The sequence below is a fragment of the Providencia sp. PROV114 genome, assembly GCF_032704305.1.
GTDB lineage: Bacteria > Pseudomonadota > Gammaproteobacteria > Enterobacterales > Enterobacteriaceae > Providencia > Providencia rettgeri.
This window is the reverse complement of sequence record NZ_CP120528.1, coordinates 1,785,285-1,805,411: the sequence shown is the minus strand read 5'-3', so window position 1 is coordinate 1,805,411 and position 20,127 is coordinate 1,785,285. Positions and strand designations below refer to the sequence as shown.

The 20,127-nt window shown below is 39.2% G+C and carries 16 protein-coding genes and 2 tRNA genes; 8 read left to right on the top strand and 10 right to left on the bottom strand.

Going from position 1 to position 20,127, the window contains the following annotated elements; translation table 11 throughout:
• Positions 1 to 311: 311 nt before the first annotated feature.
• On the bottom strand, positions 312 to 836 hold the full coding sequence (locus tag P3L37_RS07765) for an anti-virulence regulator CigR family protein (protein WP_117162375.1): 525 nt from the start codon (positions 834 to 836) through the stop codon (positions 312 to 314).
• A 332-nt stretch (positions 837 to 1,168) separates the two neighbouring features.
• Here P3L37_RS07765 and P3L37_RS07760 point away from each other — a divergent pair, with 332 nt between their 5' ends.
• The 5 genes from P3L37_RS07760 to P3L37_RS07740 all read left to right on the top strand — a co-directional run bounded on the left by P3L37_RS07760 (position 1,169) and on the right by P3L37_RS07740 (position 7,301).
• Positions 1,169 to 2,419 (top strand): mechanosensitive ion channel family protein, encoded by a 1,251-nt coding sequence (locus P3L37_RS07760; protein ID WP_117162376.1) that lies wholly within the window; start codon positions 1,169 to 1,171, stop codon positions 2,417 to 2,419.
• A 300-nt stretch (positions 2,420 to 2,719) separates the two neighbouring features.
• A complete protein-coding gene (locus P3L37_RS07755) occupies positions 2,720 to 5,149 on the top strand; it encodes a DMSO/selenate family reductase complex A subunit (protein WP_004912136.1) in 2,430 nt (809 codons plus the stop codon).
• Between the two features lie 11 nt (positions 5,150 to 5,160).
• Positions 5,161 to 5,778, top strand: a complete 618-nt coding sequence (locus tag P3L37_RS07750) for a DMSO/selenate family reductase complex B subunit (RefSeq protein WP_238562684.1) — start codon at positions 5,161 to 5,163, stop codon at positions 5,776 to 5,778.
• A gap of 1 nt (position 5,779) precedes the next feature.
• Positions 5,780 to 6,556 carry a dimethyl sulfoxide reductase anchor subunit family protein gene (locus P3L37_RS07745; protein WP_004912143.1) on the top strand — a complete coding sequence of 259 codons (777 nt, stop codon included), beginning with the start codon at positions 5,780 to 5,782 and terminating at the stop codon, positions 6,554 to 6,556.
• Positions 6,557 to 6,707: 151 nt separating this feature from the next.
• Positions 6,708 to 7,301 (top strand): molecular chaperone, encoded by a 594-nt coding sequence (locus P3L37_RS07740; RefSeq protein WP_004912146.1) that lies wholly within the window; start codon positions 6,708 to 6,710, stop codon positions 7,299 to 7,301.
• A 58-nt stretch (positions 7,302 to 7,359) separates the two neighbouring features.
• On the opposite strand, the gene P3L37_RS07735 is transcribed toward P3L37_RS07740, so the two are convergent.
• On the bottom strand, positions 7,360 to 7,902 hold the full coding sequence (locus tag P3L37_RS07735; RefSeq protein WP_004912147.1) for a DUF924 family protein: 543 nt from the start codon (positions 7,900 to 7,902) through the stop codon (positions 7,360 to 7,362).
• Between the two features lie 401 nt (positions 7,903 to 8,303).
• Here P3L37_RS07735 and P3L37_RS07730 point away from each other — a divergent pair, with 401 nt between their 5' ends.
• Positions 8,304 to 8,573 carry a hypothetical protein gene (locus tag P3L37_RS07730; RefSeq protein ID WP_004912150.1) on the top strand — a complete coding sequence of 90 codons (270 nt, stop codon included), beginning with the start codon at positions 8,304 to 8,306 and terminating at the stop codon, positions 8,571 to 8,573.
• Positions 8,574 to 8,614: 41 nt separating this feature from the next.
• On the opposite strand, the gene P3L37_RS07725 is transcribed toward P3L37_RS07730, so the two are convergent.
• From P3L37_RS07725 to P3L37_RS07705, 5 genes are read right to left on the bottom strand one after another with little or no spacing between them, the layout of a single operon-like run.
• Complete coding sequence (locus P3L37_RS07725) at positions 8,615 to 10,354, bottom strand: acetyl/propionyl/methylcrotonyl-CoA carboxylase subunit alpha (RefSeq protein ID WP_196718742.1); 1,740 nt, start codon at positions 10,352 to 10,354, stop codon at positions 8,615 to 8,617.
• Between the two features lie 16 nt (positions 10,355 to 10,370).
• Positions 10,371 to 11,945, bottom strand: coding sequence for a 5-oxoprolinase/urea amidolyase family protein (locus P3L37_RS07720; RefSeq protein WP_109911571.1), 1,575 nt, complete (start codon positions 11,943 to 11,945; stop codon positions 10,371 to 10,373).
• A 9-nt stretch (positions 11,946 to 11,954) separates the two neighbouring features.
• Positions 11,955 to 12,761: a putative hydro-lyase gene (locus P3L37_RS07715; protein ID WP_109911570.1), complete on the bottom strand. Its 807-nt coding sequence runs from the start codon at positions 12,759 to 12,761 to the stop codon at positions 11,955 to 11,957.
• On the bottom strand, positions 12,758 to 13,537 hold the full coding sequence (locus P3L37_RS07710; protein WP_109911569.1) for a LamB/YcsF family protein: 780 nt from the start codon (positions 13,535 to 13,537) through the stop codon (positions 12,758 to 12,760). Before P3L37_RS07710 ends, P3L37_RS07715 begins: the two co-directional genes overlap by 4 nt.
• A gap of 14 nt (positions 13,538 to 13,551) precedes the next feature.
• Positions 13,552 to 14,793 (bottom strand): NRAMP family divalent metal transporter, encoded by a 1,242-nt coding sequence (locus tag P3L37_RS07705; protein WP_004912166.1) that lies wholly within the window; start codon positions 14,791 to 14,793, stop codon positions 13,552 to 13,554.
• A 408-nt stretch (positions 14,794 to 15,201) separates the two neighbouring features.
• Here P3L37_RS07705 and P3L37_RS07700 point away from each other — a divergent pair, with 408 nt between their 5' ends.
• Both P3L37_RS07700 and gltP read left to right on the top strand, forming a co-directional pair.
• Entirely contained in the window at positions 15,202 to 15,864 is a 663-nt protein-coding gene (locus P3L37_RS07700) for a GntR family transcriptional regulator (protein ID WP_004912169.1), read from the top strand.
• Between the two features lie 565 nt (positions 15,865 to 16,429).
• Positions 16,430 to 17,737, top strand: coding sequence for a glutamate/aspartate:proton symporter GltP (gene gltP / locus P3L37_RS07695; RefSeq protein ID WP_109911568.1), 1,308 nt, complete (start codon positions 16,430 to 16,432; stop codon positions 17,735 to 17,737).
• A gap of 534 nt (positions 17,738 to 18,271) precedes the next feature.
• On the opposite strand, the gene lpxL is transcribed toward gltP, so the two are convergent.
• The 3 genes from lpxL to P3L37_RS07680 all read right to left on the bottom strand — a co-directional run bounded on the left by lpxL (position 18,272) and on the right by P3L37_RS07680 (position 20,098).
• On the bottom strand, positions 18,272 to 19,195 hold the full coding sequence (gene lpxL, locus P3L37_RS07690; protein WP_109911567.1) for an LpxL/LpxP family Kdo(2)-lipid IV(A) lauroyl/palmitoleoyl acyltransferase: 924 nt from the start codon (positions 19,193 to 19,195) through the stop codon (positions 18,272 to 18,274).
• A gap of 734 nt (positions 19,196 to 19,929) precedes the next feature.
• A tRNA-Thr gene (locus P3L37_RS07685) sits at positions 19,930 to 20,005 on the bottom strand.
• Between the two features lie 5 nt (positions 20,006 to 20,010).
• Positions 20,011 to 20,098: transfer RNA gene (locus tag P3L37_RS07680), tRNA-Ser, on the bottom strand.
• Positions 20,099 to 20,127: the final 29 nt, after the last annotated feature.

Sequence of the window (20,127 nt, the reverse complement as noted above, 5' to 3'; positions counted from 1 at the left end):
CCAAAAAGAATTCCAGCAAAGAGATTAAAATATAGTTTAATATTTAAAATTATTTTTAATATTAACTTGACATTAACATGCTAATGGCTAAAATGCTCTCACGTGATCTGGATCACATTTTAATTTGGGGTTACCGATGAACAGCATCAAAGAATTTATCAGCAGTGTGCAAGAAGTTATTGAATTACTCTCTAAACGTTTTATGTAAGCAAGTTAATCATTTTTCAGTCAATCAAACCTTTTAGTTACCTAATCATTAGCGTTAATTGCATTTATTTTGCACAACGACCTTGCAATCAAGGTCGTTTTTTTTATTCAAAAACATTTTCAATAATTTCAGCTACAACCATTGTCCCTATCGCAACTAAAATAAGATCCTGACCACTTACTTTCCATTCATAGCCGACATAAACAGGTAATTGTGCCAAAAATGGTGAAGGTAACGTTTTTTTTGCAATACCTGGAGGAAGCGGTTTTCCCCTACTCACTTGCTTTGCAATACCTGGCGGCAAGCCTCGATATCCCGTCAAACCATATTCAATAGCCAAAGGCCTTACATGACCAAAACTCACATTAAAACTCACATTCGAACCCCGTTGTTTATCGTAATACTTGTTCGATTTGGCATGTTTTAGCTGTTGATTGCCATTCTCTTTATTTGGTTTATCTTTGTTCTGATTTCCTTTATTTCCATGAATTTTTTGATTCCCCTTACCATTTTCTTGACCTTGATTGCCATTAGAAGATGAATTTGCAAATAATGGCGTACAAGCAATAACAGGCAATAAGATATACTGCAAAAGAACTGAACAAATCGGTTTTTTAAATATGTTCATAATAAATTCCTGCAAAGTTAATATAATATTAGGAGTATTTTTAAGAACATTATGCTTAGTTATAGAGACTCACAATCAGAAAATACTTATCACACGTAATGTTATGTAAATGTTACTTAACCCATCAAATTAACGAATGTCCTCCTTTATAATAACCTTTATTATCATTAGTATTGCTTTCATATACTATGCAATACTTAGAACTAACAATAAGAATTAGGACGGAGTTTAATATTGTTCGCCATGAATTTTCATTACTAATATGATAAGGTCGTTTGACTATCTAATATTTTTATAAGTAATCGTTCCTAACCCCTAAAGAAGGAGAAACCATGCAGCAGCAACTGCTAGACTGGGTACGTCAGTTCAACCAAGATTACGCTAGCCTTGCCTCTTTACTGATAGTGCTCGGTTTAATTCTGATCGTCGCCTGCGTATTACATTTAATTCTACATAAAATATTACTTCCACAACTCGAAAAGCGCGGGCAAAAAAGTGCAGGAACTTGGGTTCATTTAATCACTCAACATAATCTTTTTAATCGCTTTGCTTTTGTTATTCAAGGTGTTGTTGTCAATATCCAAGCAACGCTATGGTTGCATTCAGGTTCGACAGCACAAGCCGTTCTAAAGGTCGGTTCACAAGCATGGTGCCTATTATTTGGCTTACTCACCCTCTATTCTGTTCTTGATATTATACTCGGTGTGCTCCAGCGTGCCGCCAAAACTGCGCATTTACCGCTTAGAGGAATATTCCAAAGCCTTAAGCTGATTGCCACAATTTTAATTGGCATCATGATAATTGCGCTATTAATTGGTAAATCCCCACTAATTATTCTCAGCGGTCTTGGCGCAATGACCGCCGTCATGATGTTAGTTTTTAAAGACCCCATTATGGGCTTAGTTGCAGGAATTCAACTTTCAGCCAATAACATGGTTAATATTGGTGATTGGTTAGAAATGCCTAAATACGGCGCTGATGGCGCTGTTGTAGATATTGGTTTGACCACAGTAAAAGTGCGTAACTGGGATAACACAGTTACAACCATTCCTACTTATGCCCTTATTTCTGATTCCTTCAAAAATTGGAAAGGAATGACTGAATCAGGTGGCCGCAGAATTAAGCGTAGTGTCCGCTTAGATGCCAGCAGTGTACATTTTTTAACACCTGAAGAAATAGAGCAATGCATTAAAGCAAATTTACTTGAACCCTATATCGAACAAAAAATATCGGAGATTCAAGTCTTTAATTCTAGTCTACCTGATGATAAAGCGGTTCCTTTAAATCAACGCCGTTTGACGAATATAGGGACTTTCCGAGCTTATATTGAAGCTTATTTAAAATCACACCCTAATATTCACAAAAATATGACGATCATGGTCAGGCAGCTAGAATCTGACACAAATGGTATCCCAATCGAAATATATGCATTTACCAATACAACTGTATGGGTGGAATATGAAAGAATACAGTCAGACATTTTTGACCATATTTTTTCTATCCTTCCGCAATTTAATCTGATGGTACATCAATCACCTACCGGAAATGATGTTAGAATGATAGGCAATTCCCCAGAAAAATAATTAATACTAAGTGATTAGTTAAATTTTCTTATTCATCTACATCTAAAGTGGTATTTAAAAGAGGGATATATCCCTCTTTTTACTTAGTTCTTGCCCCATCGCTATATAAAAATTAATATTTCGATAGTTAATAAAAATAAAACTAATTTATGTTCTGATGAATAAAAAACCCTTATAAATTAAATAAATACATTCACCTTATCAGGGATAACATTGATGTAAGTCATGTAACTCAACAGAAACTTTTTTTAACATATAAAACAAGAAAGTAATGTTGTTATTTACATATAGGCAATGTCAATGCATAAAAATAAAATAAATACTCAATTTGGAGAACTGAGCAGGAGGGAGTTTATACAAACCTCTGCAACCGTTGCGGGTGTCGCTGCTGTTGCTGGCTCAATCACTCTTCCTTTTGCTGTTCAAGCAAAAACACCAGCAATCATGCCTGACGAAGTCAGTGAAAAAATTAGCTATAGCGCATGCTTAGTAAACTGTGGTAGCCGTTGTCCGTTAAAAGTTCATGTGAAAGATGGTGTTATCAGCCGTATTTCCAATGAAACGATGTATGACGACTCAACATTAGGTGAACACCAAATCCGTCCATGCTTACGTGGTCGTTCAGTGCGTTGGAAAACCTACAACCCAGATCGTTTAAAATACCCAATGGTTCGCGTTGGTAAACGTGGTGAAGGTAAATTTAAAAAGATTTCATGGGATGAGGCGACAACCATTATCGCCGAAAAACTGAAATATACTATTGATAAATATGGAAGTGATGCCATTTATTACCAATATGGCTCGGGTTCAACAGGCGCAAACTTACACGGCCGTGCCGCTTGTAAACGTTTATTAAGCTTAACCGGTGGTTTCTTGGGTGATTATGGCACATATTCATATGCTCAATTAATGGAAATCACGCCTTACGTATATGGTAGCGTAGAAGAATCCTATTTATCTGAAATCCAAAATTCTGACTTAGTTGTCATGTTTGGCCACAACCTTGCTGAAACACGTATGTCTGGTGGCGGTCAATTTTACGAAACTCTCAATGCGTTAGATAAAAGCAAAGCAAAAGTTATTATCATTGACCCGCGCCGCACCGATAGCGTCACAACCCTTGGTGCAGAATGGATCCCAATTTATCCAGGAACTGATGCAGCATTAGTTGCGGCTCTCGGCTATGTCATGATCGAAGAACAGCTGACTGATGAAGAATTTCTGAAAAATTATTGTGTCGGCTGGGATGAATCGACCTTACCTGCTTCTGCACCGCGCAATGCATCATATAAAGATTATATTTTAGGAAATGGCCCTGATGGTATCGCTAAAACACCGGAGTGGGCAAGCAAATTAACGGGTATCTCAGTCGCACGTATTAAGCAACTTGCACGTGAAATCGGCAATGCAAATAGAGCATGGATCTCACAAGGCTGGGGCTTACAACGCACAGAAAATGGCGAGCAAGCTTGTCGCTCCATTATGATGTTACCTCTGATGTCCGGCAACATTGGTCGTGCTGGAACAAATACTGGGCTGTGGGGGAATAGCTATGCTTACCCTGTTGCAGGTTTTGCTTTACCTAACCCAGTAAAAGCCTTGATTCCGACTTATATGTGGTCAGAAGCGATTGTTCGCGGGAAAGAATTAACTGCAGAAAATGGTGGCATTAAAGGTGTTGATAAACTAAACAACGACATCAAGTTTATGTGGTGTTACTCCAGTAATGTCATTGGTAACCAACATGGCGATTTAAATAAAACGCATGAAATACTGGCGGATGAATCAAAATGTGAATTTATTTTAGTATGGGATAACCATGATACCCCATCCGCAAAATATGCAGATTTATTATTACCGGATGTCACAACGGTTGAAACCAACGATTTAATCAATAACTCCTATGCAAGTGGTGCGTATCACTATTTAGTTCGCCTACAAAATGCGATTGAGCCACTGTGGGAAAACCGCCCTAACTATGATGTTTTAGCCGAAATTGCTGAAAAAATGGGTGTAAAAGAGCAATTTACCGAAGGCCGTACCTACGCTGAATGGATTGAGTTCTGTTATAACAAAACACGTGAAAAAATGCCTCATTTACCTGAGTTCAGCGAAACCGACGGAGCGGGTATTATCGATCGTAAGTTCCTGAACAGCTCAGAAAATATTGCATTGAAGAAATTCCGTGATGACCCAATCAATAACCCATTAAAGACGCCGTCAGGTAAAGTGGAAATCTATTCAGAACAACTGGCTGAGCGTGTCAAAAATTGGGAGTTACCCGAAGGCCAGCGTATTCCTGCAATTCCTGAGTATTGCGTCAATAAAGAAGGCGTTGAAGCCCAAGCAAGCCAGCAAAAGCATCCGCTATTAATGACGGGCTTTCATGATAAAGGCCATGTGCATTCATCATATTATAATGTTGCGATGCTCCGTGAAGCCATTCCACATCAGTTTTGGCTCAACCCAATCGATGCTCAGCAACGCGGCTTGAACAATGGTGATATGGCGGAAATATTTAATGACCGTGGGCGTATTCAAATTAAAGTGAAAGTAACAGAGCGTGTATTACCTGGTGTTATCGCCGTTCCACAAGGTGCATGGCGTACTCTCAATGATGATGGGCTAGATGTCGGTGGTTGTATCAATACACTAACCTCACATGTCCCTTCGCCATTGGCTAAAGGTACCCCACAACATACTAACCTTGTTGAAGTTAAACGCGCTTAAGGAGTTGAATGATGAAACAATATGGCTTTTACTTTGACTCCACAAAATGCACTGGCTGTAAAACGTGTCAAGTCAGTTGTAAGGATGAAAAAGATTTAGATTTAGGTCCAAAATTCCGTCGCGTCTACGAATTTGGCGGCGGTAGTTGGCAAAAGCAAGATGGTATCTGGCAACAAAGCGTCTTTAATTACTATCTTTCTATTTCATGTAACCATTGCTCAAACCCGACTTGTGTCGCGGGTTGCCCAACTGGTGCAATGCATAAACGTGAAGAAGATGGGTTAGTCGTGGTTGACCAATCCATTTGTGTTGGTTGTCGTTATTGTGAGTTGCGCTGCCCGTATGGCGCACCACAATTTGATGAGAAGAAAAAACTGATGAGTAAATGCGACGGCTGTTATGAGCGTGTCGCAAAAGGGATGAAACCTGTTTGCGTTGAATCTTGCCCGCAGCGTGCTTTAGATTTTGATGATATTAATGTTCTTCGTGAATTACACGGCACGGAGTGTGGTATTGCGCCAATGCCAGACCCAAGGCTGACGAACCCGAATATTGTTATCAAACCACATAAAGATGCGAAGCCATTTGGCGATAAAAGTGGCGAATTAAAGAACCCTGCGGAGGTATAATATGCATGAATTACCACTCGTTTTTTTCACCGTCTTAGGACAGTCAGCTGCTGGGCTTTTCTTACTCGCTTATATCAGCCGTAGAATGGGTTCTATTGACGATAAACAGTTAAAAACTGCCAATATCGTGGCCTTTATTATTATGATAATAGGCTTAGGTATCGGTGGATTACACGTTGGCCAACCACTACGCTTCTTTAATATGCTGCTGGGTGTAGGCCGTTCACCAATGAGTAATGAAGCGTTCTTGAGTGGCGTATTTGTTGGATGCGCTGCTGCAACGTTGTTTTTTACTTTGTTTTTCAAACATACGTTATTACGTGAACTGGCTAATATTGCCGCGGTAGTGTCAGGACTTGCATTTGTTTGGTCAATACCTCAGGTATACAACATCGCCACTATTGCTAACTGGAATACCGGTTACACCACACTACAAATGTGGATGACGATGTTAGTCGGAGGCGGTGCACTCGCCATTGCAATCGGTGCTCGTGGCCTAGGTATTGCTTCATTCTTAATAGGTACTTTCGCTATTTTTGCTAGCCGTGCTGGTTACCAAGCTTTCTTAACCGAAACTGGTCCAGCTCTTAGCAACGAACAAACTGGCTTCTGGGGCTTCCAAGTCGTTGTCTTAGCCATTGCTTTAGCCGCATTCGTTGGTATGGCGTTAAAGCACCGCGCACCAAAAGCGACATTAGCGACTTGTGCTGCTGCAGTATTATTAGCTGAACTTGCTGGCCGCATCGCATTCTATAACTTGTGGCAAATAACCATGTAATACGTTGTTATTACTATGTTATAGTGTTTCATAAAAGAACCCCACTTGGGGTTCTTTGTTTAGAAATCCAACACCATCCTGCATCAATATAACTGCAGGAAATCAGATAATGATGTCAGCCTTTAGCACGAAATAAGACGGATAAAATAATATGATTGACACGACAATGATCCGCATCCTTGGTGCGTTTTTCTACTACCCTCCGCAATCGGACACTTTACGCAATGTCTACCCTGTCTTGGGTGAAATACCACAATTACATTCTTGGGAAAACCCGGAGCAAATTCAGGCTATTTGTACTTTGTTGTCACAAATACAACCTGATGATATTGCGTATGATTATTCAATTTTATTCGAAGGACAAGGTAGTATGCCCGCTCCGCCTTGGGGCTCAGTGTATTTAGAACATGATAATACGGTTATGGGAGAGTCAACAACGGCTTATCGCGACTTCTTGCAAACGAAAGGTCTAGTCACTGATACAGGGCTACGAGAACCAGAAGACCAATTTGGCTTAATGATGATGGCCGTTTCTGCTTTAGCGGAACAAGAGGACGACAGCGCCATTATTACTTTATTTGAGCAATATTTATTGCCTTGGGCATATCGCTATTTAAAGTTAGTGCAGCAAAGCAAAACAGAGACTGCTTTTTACCCTACCCTTGCACAACTCACTGAAATTTATCTTAAATCACTACAATTGGAATTAGCGTTATCTCCAGTCAATACTGAATTATTCCGCTAAATAAAATACTAAACCAAATGAGCTTATTAAACAAAACATGGGCTCATTTGGTTGCAACCTAAAAAGAAGAGTTTGGCTCTTGTAAAAATGCAATTTCTTCTTGTGTTGATGCACGGCCTAAAATTTCATTACGGTGCGGATAACGGCCAAATTTATCAATAATCGCTTTATGTCGCATTTCGAAATCTAATGTGCCATCGTCACCCAGCATGCGAAATAGCTCAACTGCCTGTAAATGAATAAAACTCGATTCAGAGTGCATAAATGGCATTAGAACAAACTTGCGCTGTGATAATGTCAGGAGATTATAATCATGTTGCTTAATCGCCTCTTGCGCTAATGCTAAAGCCATTGCGTCTTGAGCAAAAGACCTTGGCGTATCACGCCATAAATTACGAGAAAACTGGTCTAGAACAATAATTTCCGCTAAGCGCCCACGAATAGATGCCCGCCAATAAGCTAATTCTCCCTTAGCTGCACGTTCGCAAATATGCGCAAACCGTTGTGCTATCGTCAAATCAAATTTAGCGCTTTTTTCAAACCATTGTTTTGGTGTCGATTCCTCAAACCAAAATGAAAGCACTTCTTCCATGGCATTCATGATTTATTCCTATCTATTTTCTTATTAGTGGTTGTCATAATCCTAGTTAAAAAGAGCCTTAATTGACAGGCTTGAGCTCTAATATCGGTTAATTGCAGATAATTATTTTGTTTTTTGCGATCTAACACAAAAAAACACTCATTATCAACAAGGTAATTTTAACAATATTCCGCGTTATTTATTATTAAATCATTTATTTTCTATTTATAATAATTCGCAACTTTTTAATTTATAAAGATTTGCTTTTTAGTGTGCATGAGAGAATTCATCATGCCTAAATACATACATTTGGTTAACTCAATGTTAGAATTTAACCTATAATGCGTATGTGAATTAGATAGTTACTTACAGTCATTACTTTCAGCGGTTCATATTGGTTCTTATTAAGGAAGGCAATGTAAATGGCAGGACATATGGTACTCATTGGTTGGGCGTTATGGGTTAGCCCTTGTGGCACAGATTCATGTGATGCGTTACCGGTGACTGAAACTATTTTTACACAAGAACAATGTATTAGCCGAAAAAATTACCTAGAATCTAAGCGACCGAACCTCTATTTTCTCTGTGGTGAGGTCTATCGTGATAGCAATGAAATGACCGCTGAAGAGAAACATACCATACCCGCACCGCATCTCCCTCTCAGAACATTGCCAGAACGGCTTTCCCGTTAGTTTGAGCTAACTCCTTTAGCTCAAACTAAACAGGCACCAAATTAAATAATTTCAGCTATTGGGCTCTCTGCTTCAACAAAATCCCCTTTAATAGCCCCGTGTTTCAATGTTCCGGCTCGGTGTGCAACAATTTGCACTTCCATTTTCATTGCTTCCATTACACCGATTACATCCCCTTTTGAAACATTATTTCCCTGAGGGATCAGCCAATTAAACAATATCCCAGAGATGGGGGCATTGACCGCATCAGGATTGTGGACCTTCTGAGGCGCAGAATGCGCTGCTACGGAGTTATTACCTGAAAAACGAGAAAACAATTGAGTGGGTAAACCTAACTCGCAACGCTTTCCATCGATTTCAATGAAAGTACGTGTTATCTCAGGGTCCGATAATGGAATTTGCCGTTTTGCCGGTGGAATTTCCACATTAAATTCGGTCTCTATCCAACGCGTATGTACACTAAAATTATCACAAAAATCAGTTTGTTCCATTACTGCACGGTGGAATGGTAAAACTGATGCAACACCTTCAATAGTAAATTCAGCCAATGCACGGCGTGCACGCGAAATAGCTTGCTCTCGAGTACGACCCACTACAATTAATTTCGCCATTAACGAATCAAAGGTGCCCGGTATTGTTGTTCCAGCCATTACGCCACTGTCAACACGCACTCCAGGCCCCGATGGTGCATCAAAAACGGTAATGGTGCCAGGGGTCGGTAAAAACCCGTTTCCAGCATCTTCAGCATTAATACGAAATTCAAAAGCATGCCCTCGTGGGATCGGCATCTCCTTAATACTTAAAGGTAAGCCTTCTGCAATTCGTAACTGCTCAATCACCAAGTCAATACCTGCGGTTTCCTCTGTGACTGGGTGCTCAACTTGTAAGCGCGTATTCACTTCTAGAAATGACAGCGTTCCATCTTGGCTTAACAAAAATTCAACGGTTCCTGCTCCAACATAACCTGCTTTACGGCAAATATCGGTAGAGGCTTGAATAATTTGTTGTTGTTGACTTTCGGATAAAAAAGGTGCTGGCGACTCTTCAACCAGTTTCTGATTACGACGCTGCAGTGAACAGTCACGGGTTCCCACCACCAGCACGTTGCCATGCGTATCCGCAATAACTTGTGCTTCAATGTGCCGAGGGTTATGCAAAAACTGTTCAATAAAGCATTCACCACGACCAAATGCCGCGGTCGCTTCACGTACAGCCGAATGATAAAGCTCTTCAACTTCATGGAGTTGCCAAGCGACTTTGAGCCCTCTACCTCCACCACCAAACGCAGCCTTAATGGCAATAGGCAAACCATGTTGATGGGCAAATTCGAGGACTTCTTGTGCGCTATTCACCGGGTCTTTTGTGCCAACCACTAGCGGTGCGCCGACCTGCATTGCAATATGACGAGCCTGAACCTTATCGCCTAATATATCAATACTGTTTGCGCTAGGCCCAATCCAGATTAACCCTGCGGCTTCAACTGCACGCGCAAACTCAGCCCGTTCAGATAAAAAACCATATCCTGGATGCACCATCGTCGCACCTGATTGCTGAGCGAGACTAATCAGCTTTTCAATATTCAAATAACTCTCTGTGGGGGAATTTCCTCCAAGCCCGTAGGCTTCATCCGCCATTTTGACGTGGAGTGCATCAATATCGCTATCCGCATAAACGGCAACAGACTGAAAACCATAATCACGACATGCACGGATAATACGAACTGCGATTTCGCCTCGATTAGCAATCAATACTTTATGGTTTTTGTTATTATTCATGTTCATAAGCACAATGGCTCCCTTACAATGCTTTAAATTCACCGAGTGGATTAAAACGTATTTTGGCATTCACCGGGATTTGTCCTGCTAAATCCAAATGGTATTCACATACCGCGCCAATAACGGGATAACCGCCAGTTAAAGGGTGGTCGTTGAGAAACAAAACGGGCTGGCCATTTGCTGGCACTTGAATAGCCCCAATGCAAGTCCCTTCACTCGGTAGCTCCTGTAATTGTTCGCGTTCTAACGGTTTTTCACTCAATAAGCGCAGGCCTATACGGTTTGATGACGCAGTGACTTGCCATAATTGATTCGTTAGTTGCTCAACGGCTTGTTTTGTAAACCAATCCGTTCGAGGTCCCAATACCACATCCAAAACCACTATGTCGCTTTCAGCGGGATAATCAAAAACAGGTGTTTCATACAATGAAACGGCTAATGAAGACGAATTGGTGTTAACCGTTAATGTTTGGCCTGCTGTAATTGGGGCTGGACCAACTTGCGCTAACGTATCAAACGAACAACTCGATAAAATAGGTTCTATGTTAAAACCACCCCGCACAGCAAAATAGCTACGTACACCTTTGTTCGGCCGGCTTAGTTTAATGGTGTCGCCTTTTGCTAAATGAATTGGTTGATAAGTATTAACTTGATATTGTTCGTGTTCTGCCGTGATAACGTCAATAATACAAGGCGCTCCAGTCACTGCAACAATAAGGTCTTTGTGTACCTGAGCCTTAAACCCACCTTGTGTTATCTCTAAAGCGGGTGAGTCTGATTCATTCCCCACAATACGGTTTGCACTACGCAATGCCGATTTATCCATACTGCCTGATTCTGAAATACCTAATGCCGATTGGCCAATACGACCTAAATCTTGAAATAAAACCTGTAACCCCGTCGTTAAAACGGTTAAATCAGCAGTGGTACTCTCAGGTTTAGTTTTACTTTCTACTTTAGTTGGCAAGCTATAGCTAATCTGACTTTTCGTTGCATCAACAAAGTTGACCCGCGTTCCTGCCTGAACTAACGCAGGTTCAGGTCGATTGATATCCCACATTAATAGCTCAGTCACACCAATCAACTGCCATCCGCCAGGGCTAGCTTGTGGATAGACACTGCTAAACTCTCCCGCTAATGCAACAGAACCCGCAGGAATGCGCACCCTTGGTGATTGACGCCTTGGAACATTCAAATTAGCGCCTTTCGAAACCATGTAACCAAAACCTGGGGCAAAACCGCTAAATGCAACCTGAAATTCATTTTCTGTATGACGACGTATAACTTCAGCGGTGGATATACCTAAATGCAATGCAACATCGGATAAATCCTCCCCATTATAATGAACAGGGATAGTGACCAATTTGCTGGCCTTGCCGACGACACTTGACACATCCCTAAGCGAAATCTTTTCAACCAAATCATTTACATCAATCTTGATCGGGTTATAGCGAATTAAAATCGTCCTTGCTGCTGGCGTAATTTCGTCAATCCCATAAATTGGCATTTCTGTTAATGAATCAGTCAATGCCATTGTTTGTTCAAGACTTTCTAACTCCACCATAAAGGCACTTAAATTGACGGGTAAAAATCTCAATTGGCACCTCTATATATGATATGCGGCATCGGGTACATCCGTAATAAACATGTAACCAGGTGCATGGCTTAATGCGAAAGGAACCCCTGATTTCATCACTGCCGCTTGAGGCGTTACGCCGCAAGCCCAAAAAACGGGGATTTCCCCCTCTTCGATACGAATCGCATCACCGAAGTCAGGTTGCATAATGTCAACAATACCTAATTGTTCTGGTGCACCAATATGAACAGGCGTGCCATGCACTGCAGGAAACCTGCCAGTAATACTCACAGCATCCGCTACTCGATTTGCAGGTATTGGTCGCATTGAAACCACTAGCTCCCCTTGTAAACGCCCAGCTGGGCGACAAAGGCGATTAGTTTTATACATCGGAACATTGGATTTATCGGTGATATGCCGTACATCAATACCGGCTTCAATCATTGGTGTTTCGAAAGTAAAACTGCAACCAATTAAAAAAGTCACTAAATCAGGATATTGTTGGTAAATCGATGTCGCATCCGTAATTTCAGCGGTTAACTGACCATTTTCCCACACACGGTAACGTGGAATATCAGTGCGTAAATCAGCACCTTCAGCTAAAACAGTTTGCCAACTCCCTGCTTCGCATACGTCCAAAACAGGGCAGCTCTTTGGATTACGCTGAGCATATAATAAAAAATCAAATGCCCAATCGCGTGGCAATGCAATCATGTTGGCTTGAGTCATGCCCGGAGCAAGGCCAGCTGTTGGTTTGTCATATCCTTCGCGGATAGCAAGGCGTGCAAGACGAGCGGCTTCAATGGCCTGCTGTGATGCCTTCATTAGCGGTGTCATTCGCGGTCTCCTTTATGAGCAAAACCATAAATTTCAATACCTTGTTTCTCTAGAATAGCGCGTACCTGTTTTGCCATTTCAAGAGCGCCAGGACTATCGCCATGAACACAAATTGACCCCGCGTCAACCGGTGTAAATTTTCCATCAATTGACATCACACCGTCCTCCATGACCAATTGCAACATGCGGTCTGCGACTATCTGTGGGTCATGTAATACAGAGCCGGCTAATTTTCGAGATACTAATGTACCATCGCTGTTATAAGCTCTATCAGCAAAAGCTTCTGCGACGACATTTAAGCCACATTCTCTCGCCCACTCAATTAATGGCGATCCTGCTAATGCGACTAATATCAGCTGCTTATCAATGGCTAATATCGCATCAATCACCGCCATAGCTTGACGTTTATCATGAGCAATCGTGTTATACAATGCTCCATGGGGTTTAACATATAAAACTTGTGTTCCTGCTGCGGTTGCTAACCCTTGTAATGCACCAATTTGATAAATCACGTCCGCAGTTAATTCATTTGATGCAATATCCATATTACGTCGACCAAATCCCACTAAGTCGGGATAACCAACATGAGCACCAACAGCAACACCATTTTCCTTCGCTGCTTTAAGGGTTTTTAATATCCCTTCTGGCGAACCCGCATGAAAACCGCAGGCAATATTGGCACTACTAACAACAGGAAGAATGGCGGTATCGTTCCCCATTTCCCATTGCCCAAAACTCTCCCCAAGGTCGCTATTTAAATCAATTTGCTTTCTCATGGCTTCTCCTTGAGTTATTTCAGATAATTAAAGATTGCACCGACAGACATTGCGCCCATATACCAAGTGAGTGCACACGTCACAACACCAGACCATAATAGCCAACGTGGATAATGGTAACCTGACATTAAATCTGAGCGTTTCCAGCCGATATAAACAAATAAAGTTAAACCAATAGGTAAAATTAGCCCATTGAAACCACCGGCAAAAACCAATAATGCCGCAGGGGCTGTTCCCATAAATAAATAGACAATCAGAGAGACTGCAATAAATATGATAGTTGCGACATTACGTTGCCTTTCTGTGATAGAAGACTTAAATGCCGTTAAGAAGCTCATTGAGGTATACGCTGCACCAATCACACTGGTAAGTGCTGCAGCCCATAGAATTAAACCGAAGATACGTAAACCAAAATTACCCGCAGCTGCCTGAAATGCTTGCGATGCTGGGTTAGCCGCATGTCCAGAAATATCAATAGTCACACCACTTGCAACTACACCTAAGATAGCCAAAAATAAAATGTAACGCATCAACCCAACAACTAAGATACCTTTTGTCGCAGCGCTAGAAACAACTTTAATGTTTTCAATACCTACTGCGCCTTTATCCAATAAGCGATGAGCGCCTGCATAACAGATATACCCCCCAACAGTGCCCCCAACAATGGTGGTTATCATGGCAAAATCAACCGTGTCCGGTAGTACGCTTTGGCGTAATGCCTCACCAACAGGCGGATTTGATGCAATAGCGACAAATAACGTTAAGCCAATCATCACTACACCTAATCCAATAATTAACCTATCAATAAATGTGCTGGCCTTACGGGAGGAAAAAATATAAATGGCTAATAGTGCGCTAATCAAACCACCCCATTTCGGGTCTAAGCCAACTAAGGCATTAAGCCCTAACCCTGCACCTGCAATATTGCCAATATTAAAAATTAGCCCGCCAAAAATAACTAATATAGCAAGTAAATAACCACTCCCAGGAATTGTGGCATTCGCAATTTCGGATGAGTGCATTTTAGTCAGGGTAACAACTCGCCATATGTTCTGCTGAACAATGAAGTCAATCACAATAGACGCTAATATCCCGAAGGCAAAAGCGGCTCCTAATGTCACGGTAAAAGTAGCCGTTTGTGTGATAAACCCAGGCCCAATGGCAGACGTTGCCATTAAAAAAATTGCGCTTATCAGTGATGAACGGCGGCTTTTCACATATTCAGCCGTAGTTGGTGCACTTTCTTGAGCGGCCATGTGCATACTCCTCTAATAGTTATTGTTTTAATTATTGATGTAGTTGTTGATGTCACAATCACTAAGGCAATTATCGTGCCATTGTTCTACTTGTTACCTATATTGTTAATTCATTTTTAATGGATTGTTGAACAATTAGTATTAAATGATGAATAAACAATCAATAAAAATCGTAATTGCTCGTTTAAAAATCAAGACGAGATCACTTTTTTAACAATTTTCACTGCACATGCATATTGCTTATCGACTAGTTCGCACCAAGTTGGTGCGATAAATTTATAATTTCACTATTTTTGTGCAAATACATGAAATGGGATGATGAGTAAAAAAGAAAGGAAACTTGCTGCTATAACTTGAATATGTGAATATAACGAATTATTACCCCTGAGACTAAAATTAGCCTTTATTATGAAAAAACAATCTGTTGCACAAACTTTATCTGTCACTATTGCAGAAGTTATACGTTATAAGATAACAGTTGGGGAGATCACGCCGGGTCAGCGCTTATCTGAAGCAACATTAAGTGAAGAACTCGATATCTCTCGCAACACATTGCGAGAAGTATTTCGCGTACTTACGCAGGAAGGTTTGTTAACTTATGCTCCAAATAAGGGTGTATTTGTCTCAGTCCCTGATATGGCCGCCATTATCGATATCTACCAAGTTCGCCGGCTTATTGAGTGTGATGCGTTAACTCATGCATATGCCTTGCATCCATCAGTTCATAAAATGAAAGAGGCTGTTCAAGAAGCTCGTGAACATGAAAAGACCGAGAACTGGGTCGGTGTAGGTACTGCAAATATGAAATTTCATACTGCCATTGTCGAGTTATCCGACAGCGAACGTTTAATTAAATTATACCGTAATGTGTCAGCTGAATTACGACTGGCCTTTGGTCACCTCAATGACCCTAAAATTTTGTATGCTCCCTATATTGATAAAAACCACTCTATTCTTAACTTATTAGATTCTGGCCAAAATTTAGATGCGGCTAATATGTTACGTAATTACTTAGACCTTTCTGAACGCACATTACTCGCTGCACTTAAACGGAAACAATCTGCTCTTTGAATTATTTAAAGTTTAATTTGTCTATTATTAAATTTCTTTATTCTTCACTAATTTCATTACATAAATTTTAGTGATAAATCATTTATCGCAATAACTTTTATATTTTAATAATGCTTCATTATCTAGCCATAATTTTATTAGATTAAATTCTATTTTTTGTTAACTAATTAAATAGAATGATTTAAACATAAAATCACATTCAGAAACCTTTCCAATAAAAATAAAACTTTTAGTGGCTATTTTTCACTCTATTTAGTTTTATCGGCGAAAAACAAGCACTACAACAAACCATTTCATTAACAAACTTAAAACATTTACTCCATTTACTTTAAATATTAATTTACCTTCAAAACTCACCTAAAACTCACATTCATATACAATATTTAACATAAAACGTTATTATTATAATATAATTTAACAAAACAAACAAATTGATATAAATTACACATTGGAATTACTCAAATTTATCGAGTTAATAGTTGTAGTTTTCTCGAATATTCGATATAAAATTTATGATAATAAAAAGACATACATAAGAATTATTAATATAAAATGAGATTTCATTATGACATTAAACCAAGTGACTAAAAAAAAACCGTTTAAATTTGGCCTAGGATGGCAAATATTGGTTGCTCTTATTTTGGGCGTTATTGCTGGTGCGCTTTTACATGATAATACAGAGTACAAAGATTGGTTGATTTTAAATATTCTATCTCCGGCTGGTAAAATATTTATTCAGTTAATCAAGATGATTGTTGTTCCTATTGTAATATCAACCCTAATTGTTGGAATAGCAGGCGTTGGTAATACCAAGCAACTAGGCTCTCTCGGTTTTAAAACTATTCTTTATTTTGAAATTATTACTACAATTGCCATTATCGTCGGTATCTCTTTTGCCAATATATTCCAACCAGGTGTTGGTATTGACATGTCGCAATTAACTCAAGTCGATATTTCACAATATGAAAAAACTACCCAAGAAGTTGAAAGCCACCCTTCCGGGATCATTAATACGATCCTCACTTTAGTTCCAAGTAATATTTTTGCAGCGATGGCGAGTGGTGATATGCTCCCCGTCATCTTTTTTGCTGTATTATTTGGCTTAGGGCTTTCTTCTTTACCATTAGAGAAAAAACAACCATTACTCAATGTATTACAGACTTTCTCTGAAACAATGTTCCGCGTAACAAATATGATTATGATGTATGCTCCAATCGGGGTTTTCGCATTAATATCCGTTACCGTTGCTAACTTTGGTTTCTCATCATTAGTTCCTTTATTGAAACTGGTTATACTCGTCCACTGTGCAATTATATTTTTTGCGGTTGTTGTATTAGGATTAGTTGCCCGTTATTGTCGAATTAATATTTTCACTTTGATGAAAATATTAAAAGATGAATTGTTACTCGCTTATTCGACGGCCAGCTCTGAAACCGTACTTCCTCGTATTATGGATAAAATGGAAAAATACGGAGCGCCTAAGTCTGTAACAAGCTTTGTTATTCCAATTGGTTATTCATTTAACTTAGATGGCTCGACACTATACCAAAGTATTGCCGCTATTTTTATAGCCCAACTTTATGGTATAGAACTCTCCATTGGGCAAGAACTTATCTTAGTATTTACTCTTATGATCACTTCTAAAGGTATTGCTGGTGTCCCAGGTGTTTCATTTGTTGTTCTTCTTGCCACGCTAGGAAGTGTAGGGATTCCATTAGAAGGGTTAGCATTCATCGCAGGTGTTGACAGAATTCTAGATATGGCACGTACGGCACTTAATGTGGTAGGTAATGCCCTAGCCGCTCTGGTTATTGCCAAATGGGAACATAATTATGACGATAAAAAAGCTCGAGAATATGAAAATAGTTTTTAGTTTATTCTAAAGTAACTCTATAATAGAATTGCCTTCGATTAATATCGTTATTGAAGGTAGTTCTATTTTTACGCAATAAATGATCAGTTATTTGTTAAATATTTTTAAATTAGATATTTTTACTTATTAAGCGCAATATATTTCACATTTTTGTAATATTTTATATACAAACTGGTATTTTATAATTAGCGTTACTACACAGAATAAAACTTTTTAATTAACTACTCTTTTTGTTAGCCAAAGCAGGAAACAATGAATCAAATAAGAAGATTTCTTTTGTTTTTAAAGGTACTCCAACACCTAATGGTAATTTTTATATTTTCATTATCATACTTTATGCTACACAGCTGGTTCTAACAAAAAAATCCGTACTAAACAAGACTATAACTTATGATTAAAACGAGATAAAAGGTTTATTTATCTCGTTTTATATTATGAGTCTAAAAAAACTATAATACAAAAAGGGTTATCAGTAAAAAGCCAACTAATTCCTTTTAATCACGATTGCCTTTACTGCTATAGATAAATATAAAGCTAACTATAAAGTGACACTTCCCCTTCCGGCCTAGTTTTAAACCGTCGATGAGCCCAAAGATATTGTTCTGGCGCTTTCATAATTTCCATCTCTAAAACCGAGTTAATTGCTGTTGCATCCTGTAATGCATTACAACTTGGGTACTTAGGTATTTCTTTTCCCAGTATCAAATCATAATTAGCACCACTCTTATTTCTCAATAATGTTACTGTGAGTGTTGGTGATTTAGATAATTGAGCAAGTATTGATGTTCCCTTTGAGGTGGAACTATTTTTAACAGAAAAAAATGGCGCAAATATCGTCCCTTTTCGTCCAAAATCTTGGTCGGGTGCAAACCATATGGACTTACCATTTTTTAACTCTTGAACCATAAATTTCAAATTTTTACGGTCAATCATTCCTTTACCTGAACGGCACCGTCCCTTTGTTTGAATATATTCCATCGCTTTATTATTATGCGGCCGATACATTGCATTAACAGGGAAACAAAGGCCCATAATCCGACCACCTAACTCAAGTGACATAAAATGAACCCCAACAATTATTACACCTTTGTTTTTCGCAATCGCATCTAAATAATTAGACATTCCTTTTACTTGAAAGAGTTTTTTAACTCTTTTATCGCTCCAAAACCAGGCAATTCCAGTTTCAAATAATGCGATCCCCAAAGATTTTAGGTTATCATTTACCAGAATATCTATTTCATTTTTATTTTTGTCCGGAAAACACAACTCTAAGTTTCGTTTAATTATTGATACTCTTCTTTTAATAAAATACCGCGAATTGATACCTAAAAAAGCACCTAACGATATCTGCCATTTATAAGGTAATTGAACCAATAAAAATAAGATAAAAACCCCCATCCATGTTACTAAGTACTTCGGATGGACCAATTTCAGTGAAAATGGGTTTTTGGCGTACATTATATCTCCCAATACTTCGCCTTTGCAGAATGCACGCTATTTTAGACAATATTTAGTCTTTTAAATTCAACATGATTACTACAACAAAATGGGTTTTCACCCACAACTAGCTGAATATCCTTAAAATTCATCTTCTACTTAAGTAGATAACGGTCGGATAACCTTTTCAAAACTATTAAGCAATATTTGATTTTTAGTATGCCAATTAATCAGCAGCTCTGCCGGATTCCTTTTTCCTCTTCAGAACGATACGCCGATTAAACTAAAAACGTAATCACTTAAACAGTAGTGAACTGACAAAATTATCACATATATGGGTTAATTAATCTCATTATTAATATGCATTTTTGTCATTTTACGGATTATTTTGCTTATATTTGTCAATTTAGTCGCTATTTTTAGCAACTTGATGCCATCAACCATAGACTACTATGAGAAAAAATAAGATCAGTAAATTCACCTAAGATTGTAGCCACTTATAGAGTGGATAGCTCCTCCTATTATAGGAATACCCTAACCACCCTTCACTATTCTCATCACCAGTTCTGTCGTTAACCCGAATATCCATCTGAGATTTTAATTTCATCTCAGCCATATCTACTCTCTCATTGTTTTAAAATCATTTGAGTGGTGATGTTCTTGATGTACTTATCAGCAACTAGAAGGGGTAAAATGACATGAATTACAAACAAGAAAAAACCCGTTATCTGGTTGAGAGATAACGGGTTCTTATTTGGTGCCGGCTACCGGAGTCGAACTGGTGACCTACTGATTACAAGTCAGTTGCTCTACCAACTGAGCTAAGCCGGCGAATATGGCGGAGAGATAGAGATTCGAACTCTAGGATGGTTTCCCATCGGCGGTTTTCAAGACCGCTGCCTTCGACCGCTCGGCCATCTCTCCATGGGGCGCGATTATGGAGGAATCCCTGC

What these genes read in the sequence shown, in the direction of transcription:
- P3L37_RS07765 (WP_117162375.1), bottom strand. Translation starts at nt 836, where the DNA reads ATGAACATATTTAAAAAACCGATTTGTTCAGTTCTTTTGCAGTATATC.
- P3L37_RS07760 (WP_117162376.1), top strand. Translation starts at nt 1,169, where the DNA reads ATGCAGCAGCAACTGCTAGACTGGGTACGTCAGTTCAACCAAGATTAC.
- P3L37_RS07755 (WP_004912136.1), top strand. Translation starts at nt 2,720, where the DNA reads ATGCATAAAAATAAAATAAATACTCAATTTGGAGAACTGAGCAGGAGG.
- P3L37_RS07750 (WP_238562684.1), top strand. Translation starts at nt 5,161, where the DNA reads ATGAAACAATATGGCTTTTACTTTGACTCCACAAAATGCACTGGCTGT.
- P3L37_RS07745 (WP_004912143.1), top strand. Translation starts at nt 5,780, where the DNA reads ATGCATGAATTACCACTCGTTTTTTTCACCGTCTTAGGACAGTCAGCT.
- P3L37_RS07740 (WP_004912146.1), top strand. Translation starts at nt 6,708, where the DNA reads ATGATTGACACGACAATGATCCGCATCCTTGGTGCGTTTTTCTACTAC.
- P3L37_RS07735 (WP_004912147.1), bottom strand. Translation starts at nt 7,902, where the DNA reads ATGAATGCCATGGAAGAAGTGCTTTCATTTTGGTTTGAGGAATCGACA.
- P3L37_RS07730 (WP_004912150.1), top strand. Translation starts at nt 8,304, where the DNA reads ATGGCAGGACATATGGTACTCATTGGTTGGGCGTTATGGGTTAGCCCT.
- P3L37_RS07725 (WP_196718742.1), bottom strand. Translation starts at nt 10,354, where the DNA reads ATGAACATGAATAATAACAAAAACCATAAAGTATTGATTGCTAATCGA.
- P3L37_RS07715 (WP_109911570.1), bottom strand. Translation starts at nt 12,761, where the DNA reads ATGACACCGCTAATGAAGGCATCACAGCAGGCCATTGAAGCCGCTCGT.
- P3L37_RS07710 (WP_109911569.1), bottom strand. Translation starts at nt 13,537, where the DNA reads ATGAGAAAGCAAATTGATTTAAATAGCGACCTTGGGGAGAGTTTTGGG.
- P3L37_RS07705 (WP_004912166.1), bottom strand. Translation starts at nt 14,793, where the DNA reads ATGGCCGCTCAAGAAAGTGCACCAACTACGGCTGAATATGTGAAAAGC.
- P3L37_RS07700 (WP_004912169.1), top strand. Translation starts at nt 15,202, where the DNA reads ATGAAAAAACAATCTGTTGCACAAACTTTATCTGTCACTATTGCAGAA.
- gltP (WP_109911568.1), top strand. Translation starts at nt 16,430, where the DNA reads ATGACATTAAACCAAGTGACTAAAAAAAAACCGTTTAAATTTGGCCTA.
- lpxL (WP_109911567.1), bottom strand. Translation starts at nt 19,195, where the DNA reads ATGTACGCCAAAAACCCATTTTCACTGAAATTGGTCCATCCGAAGTAC.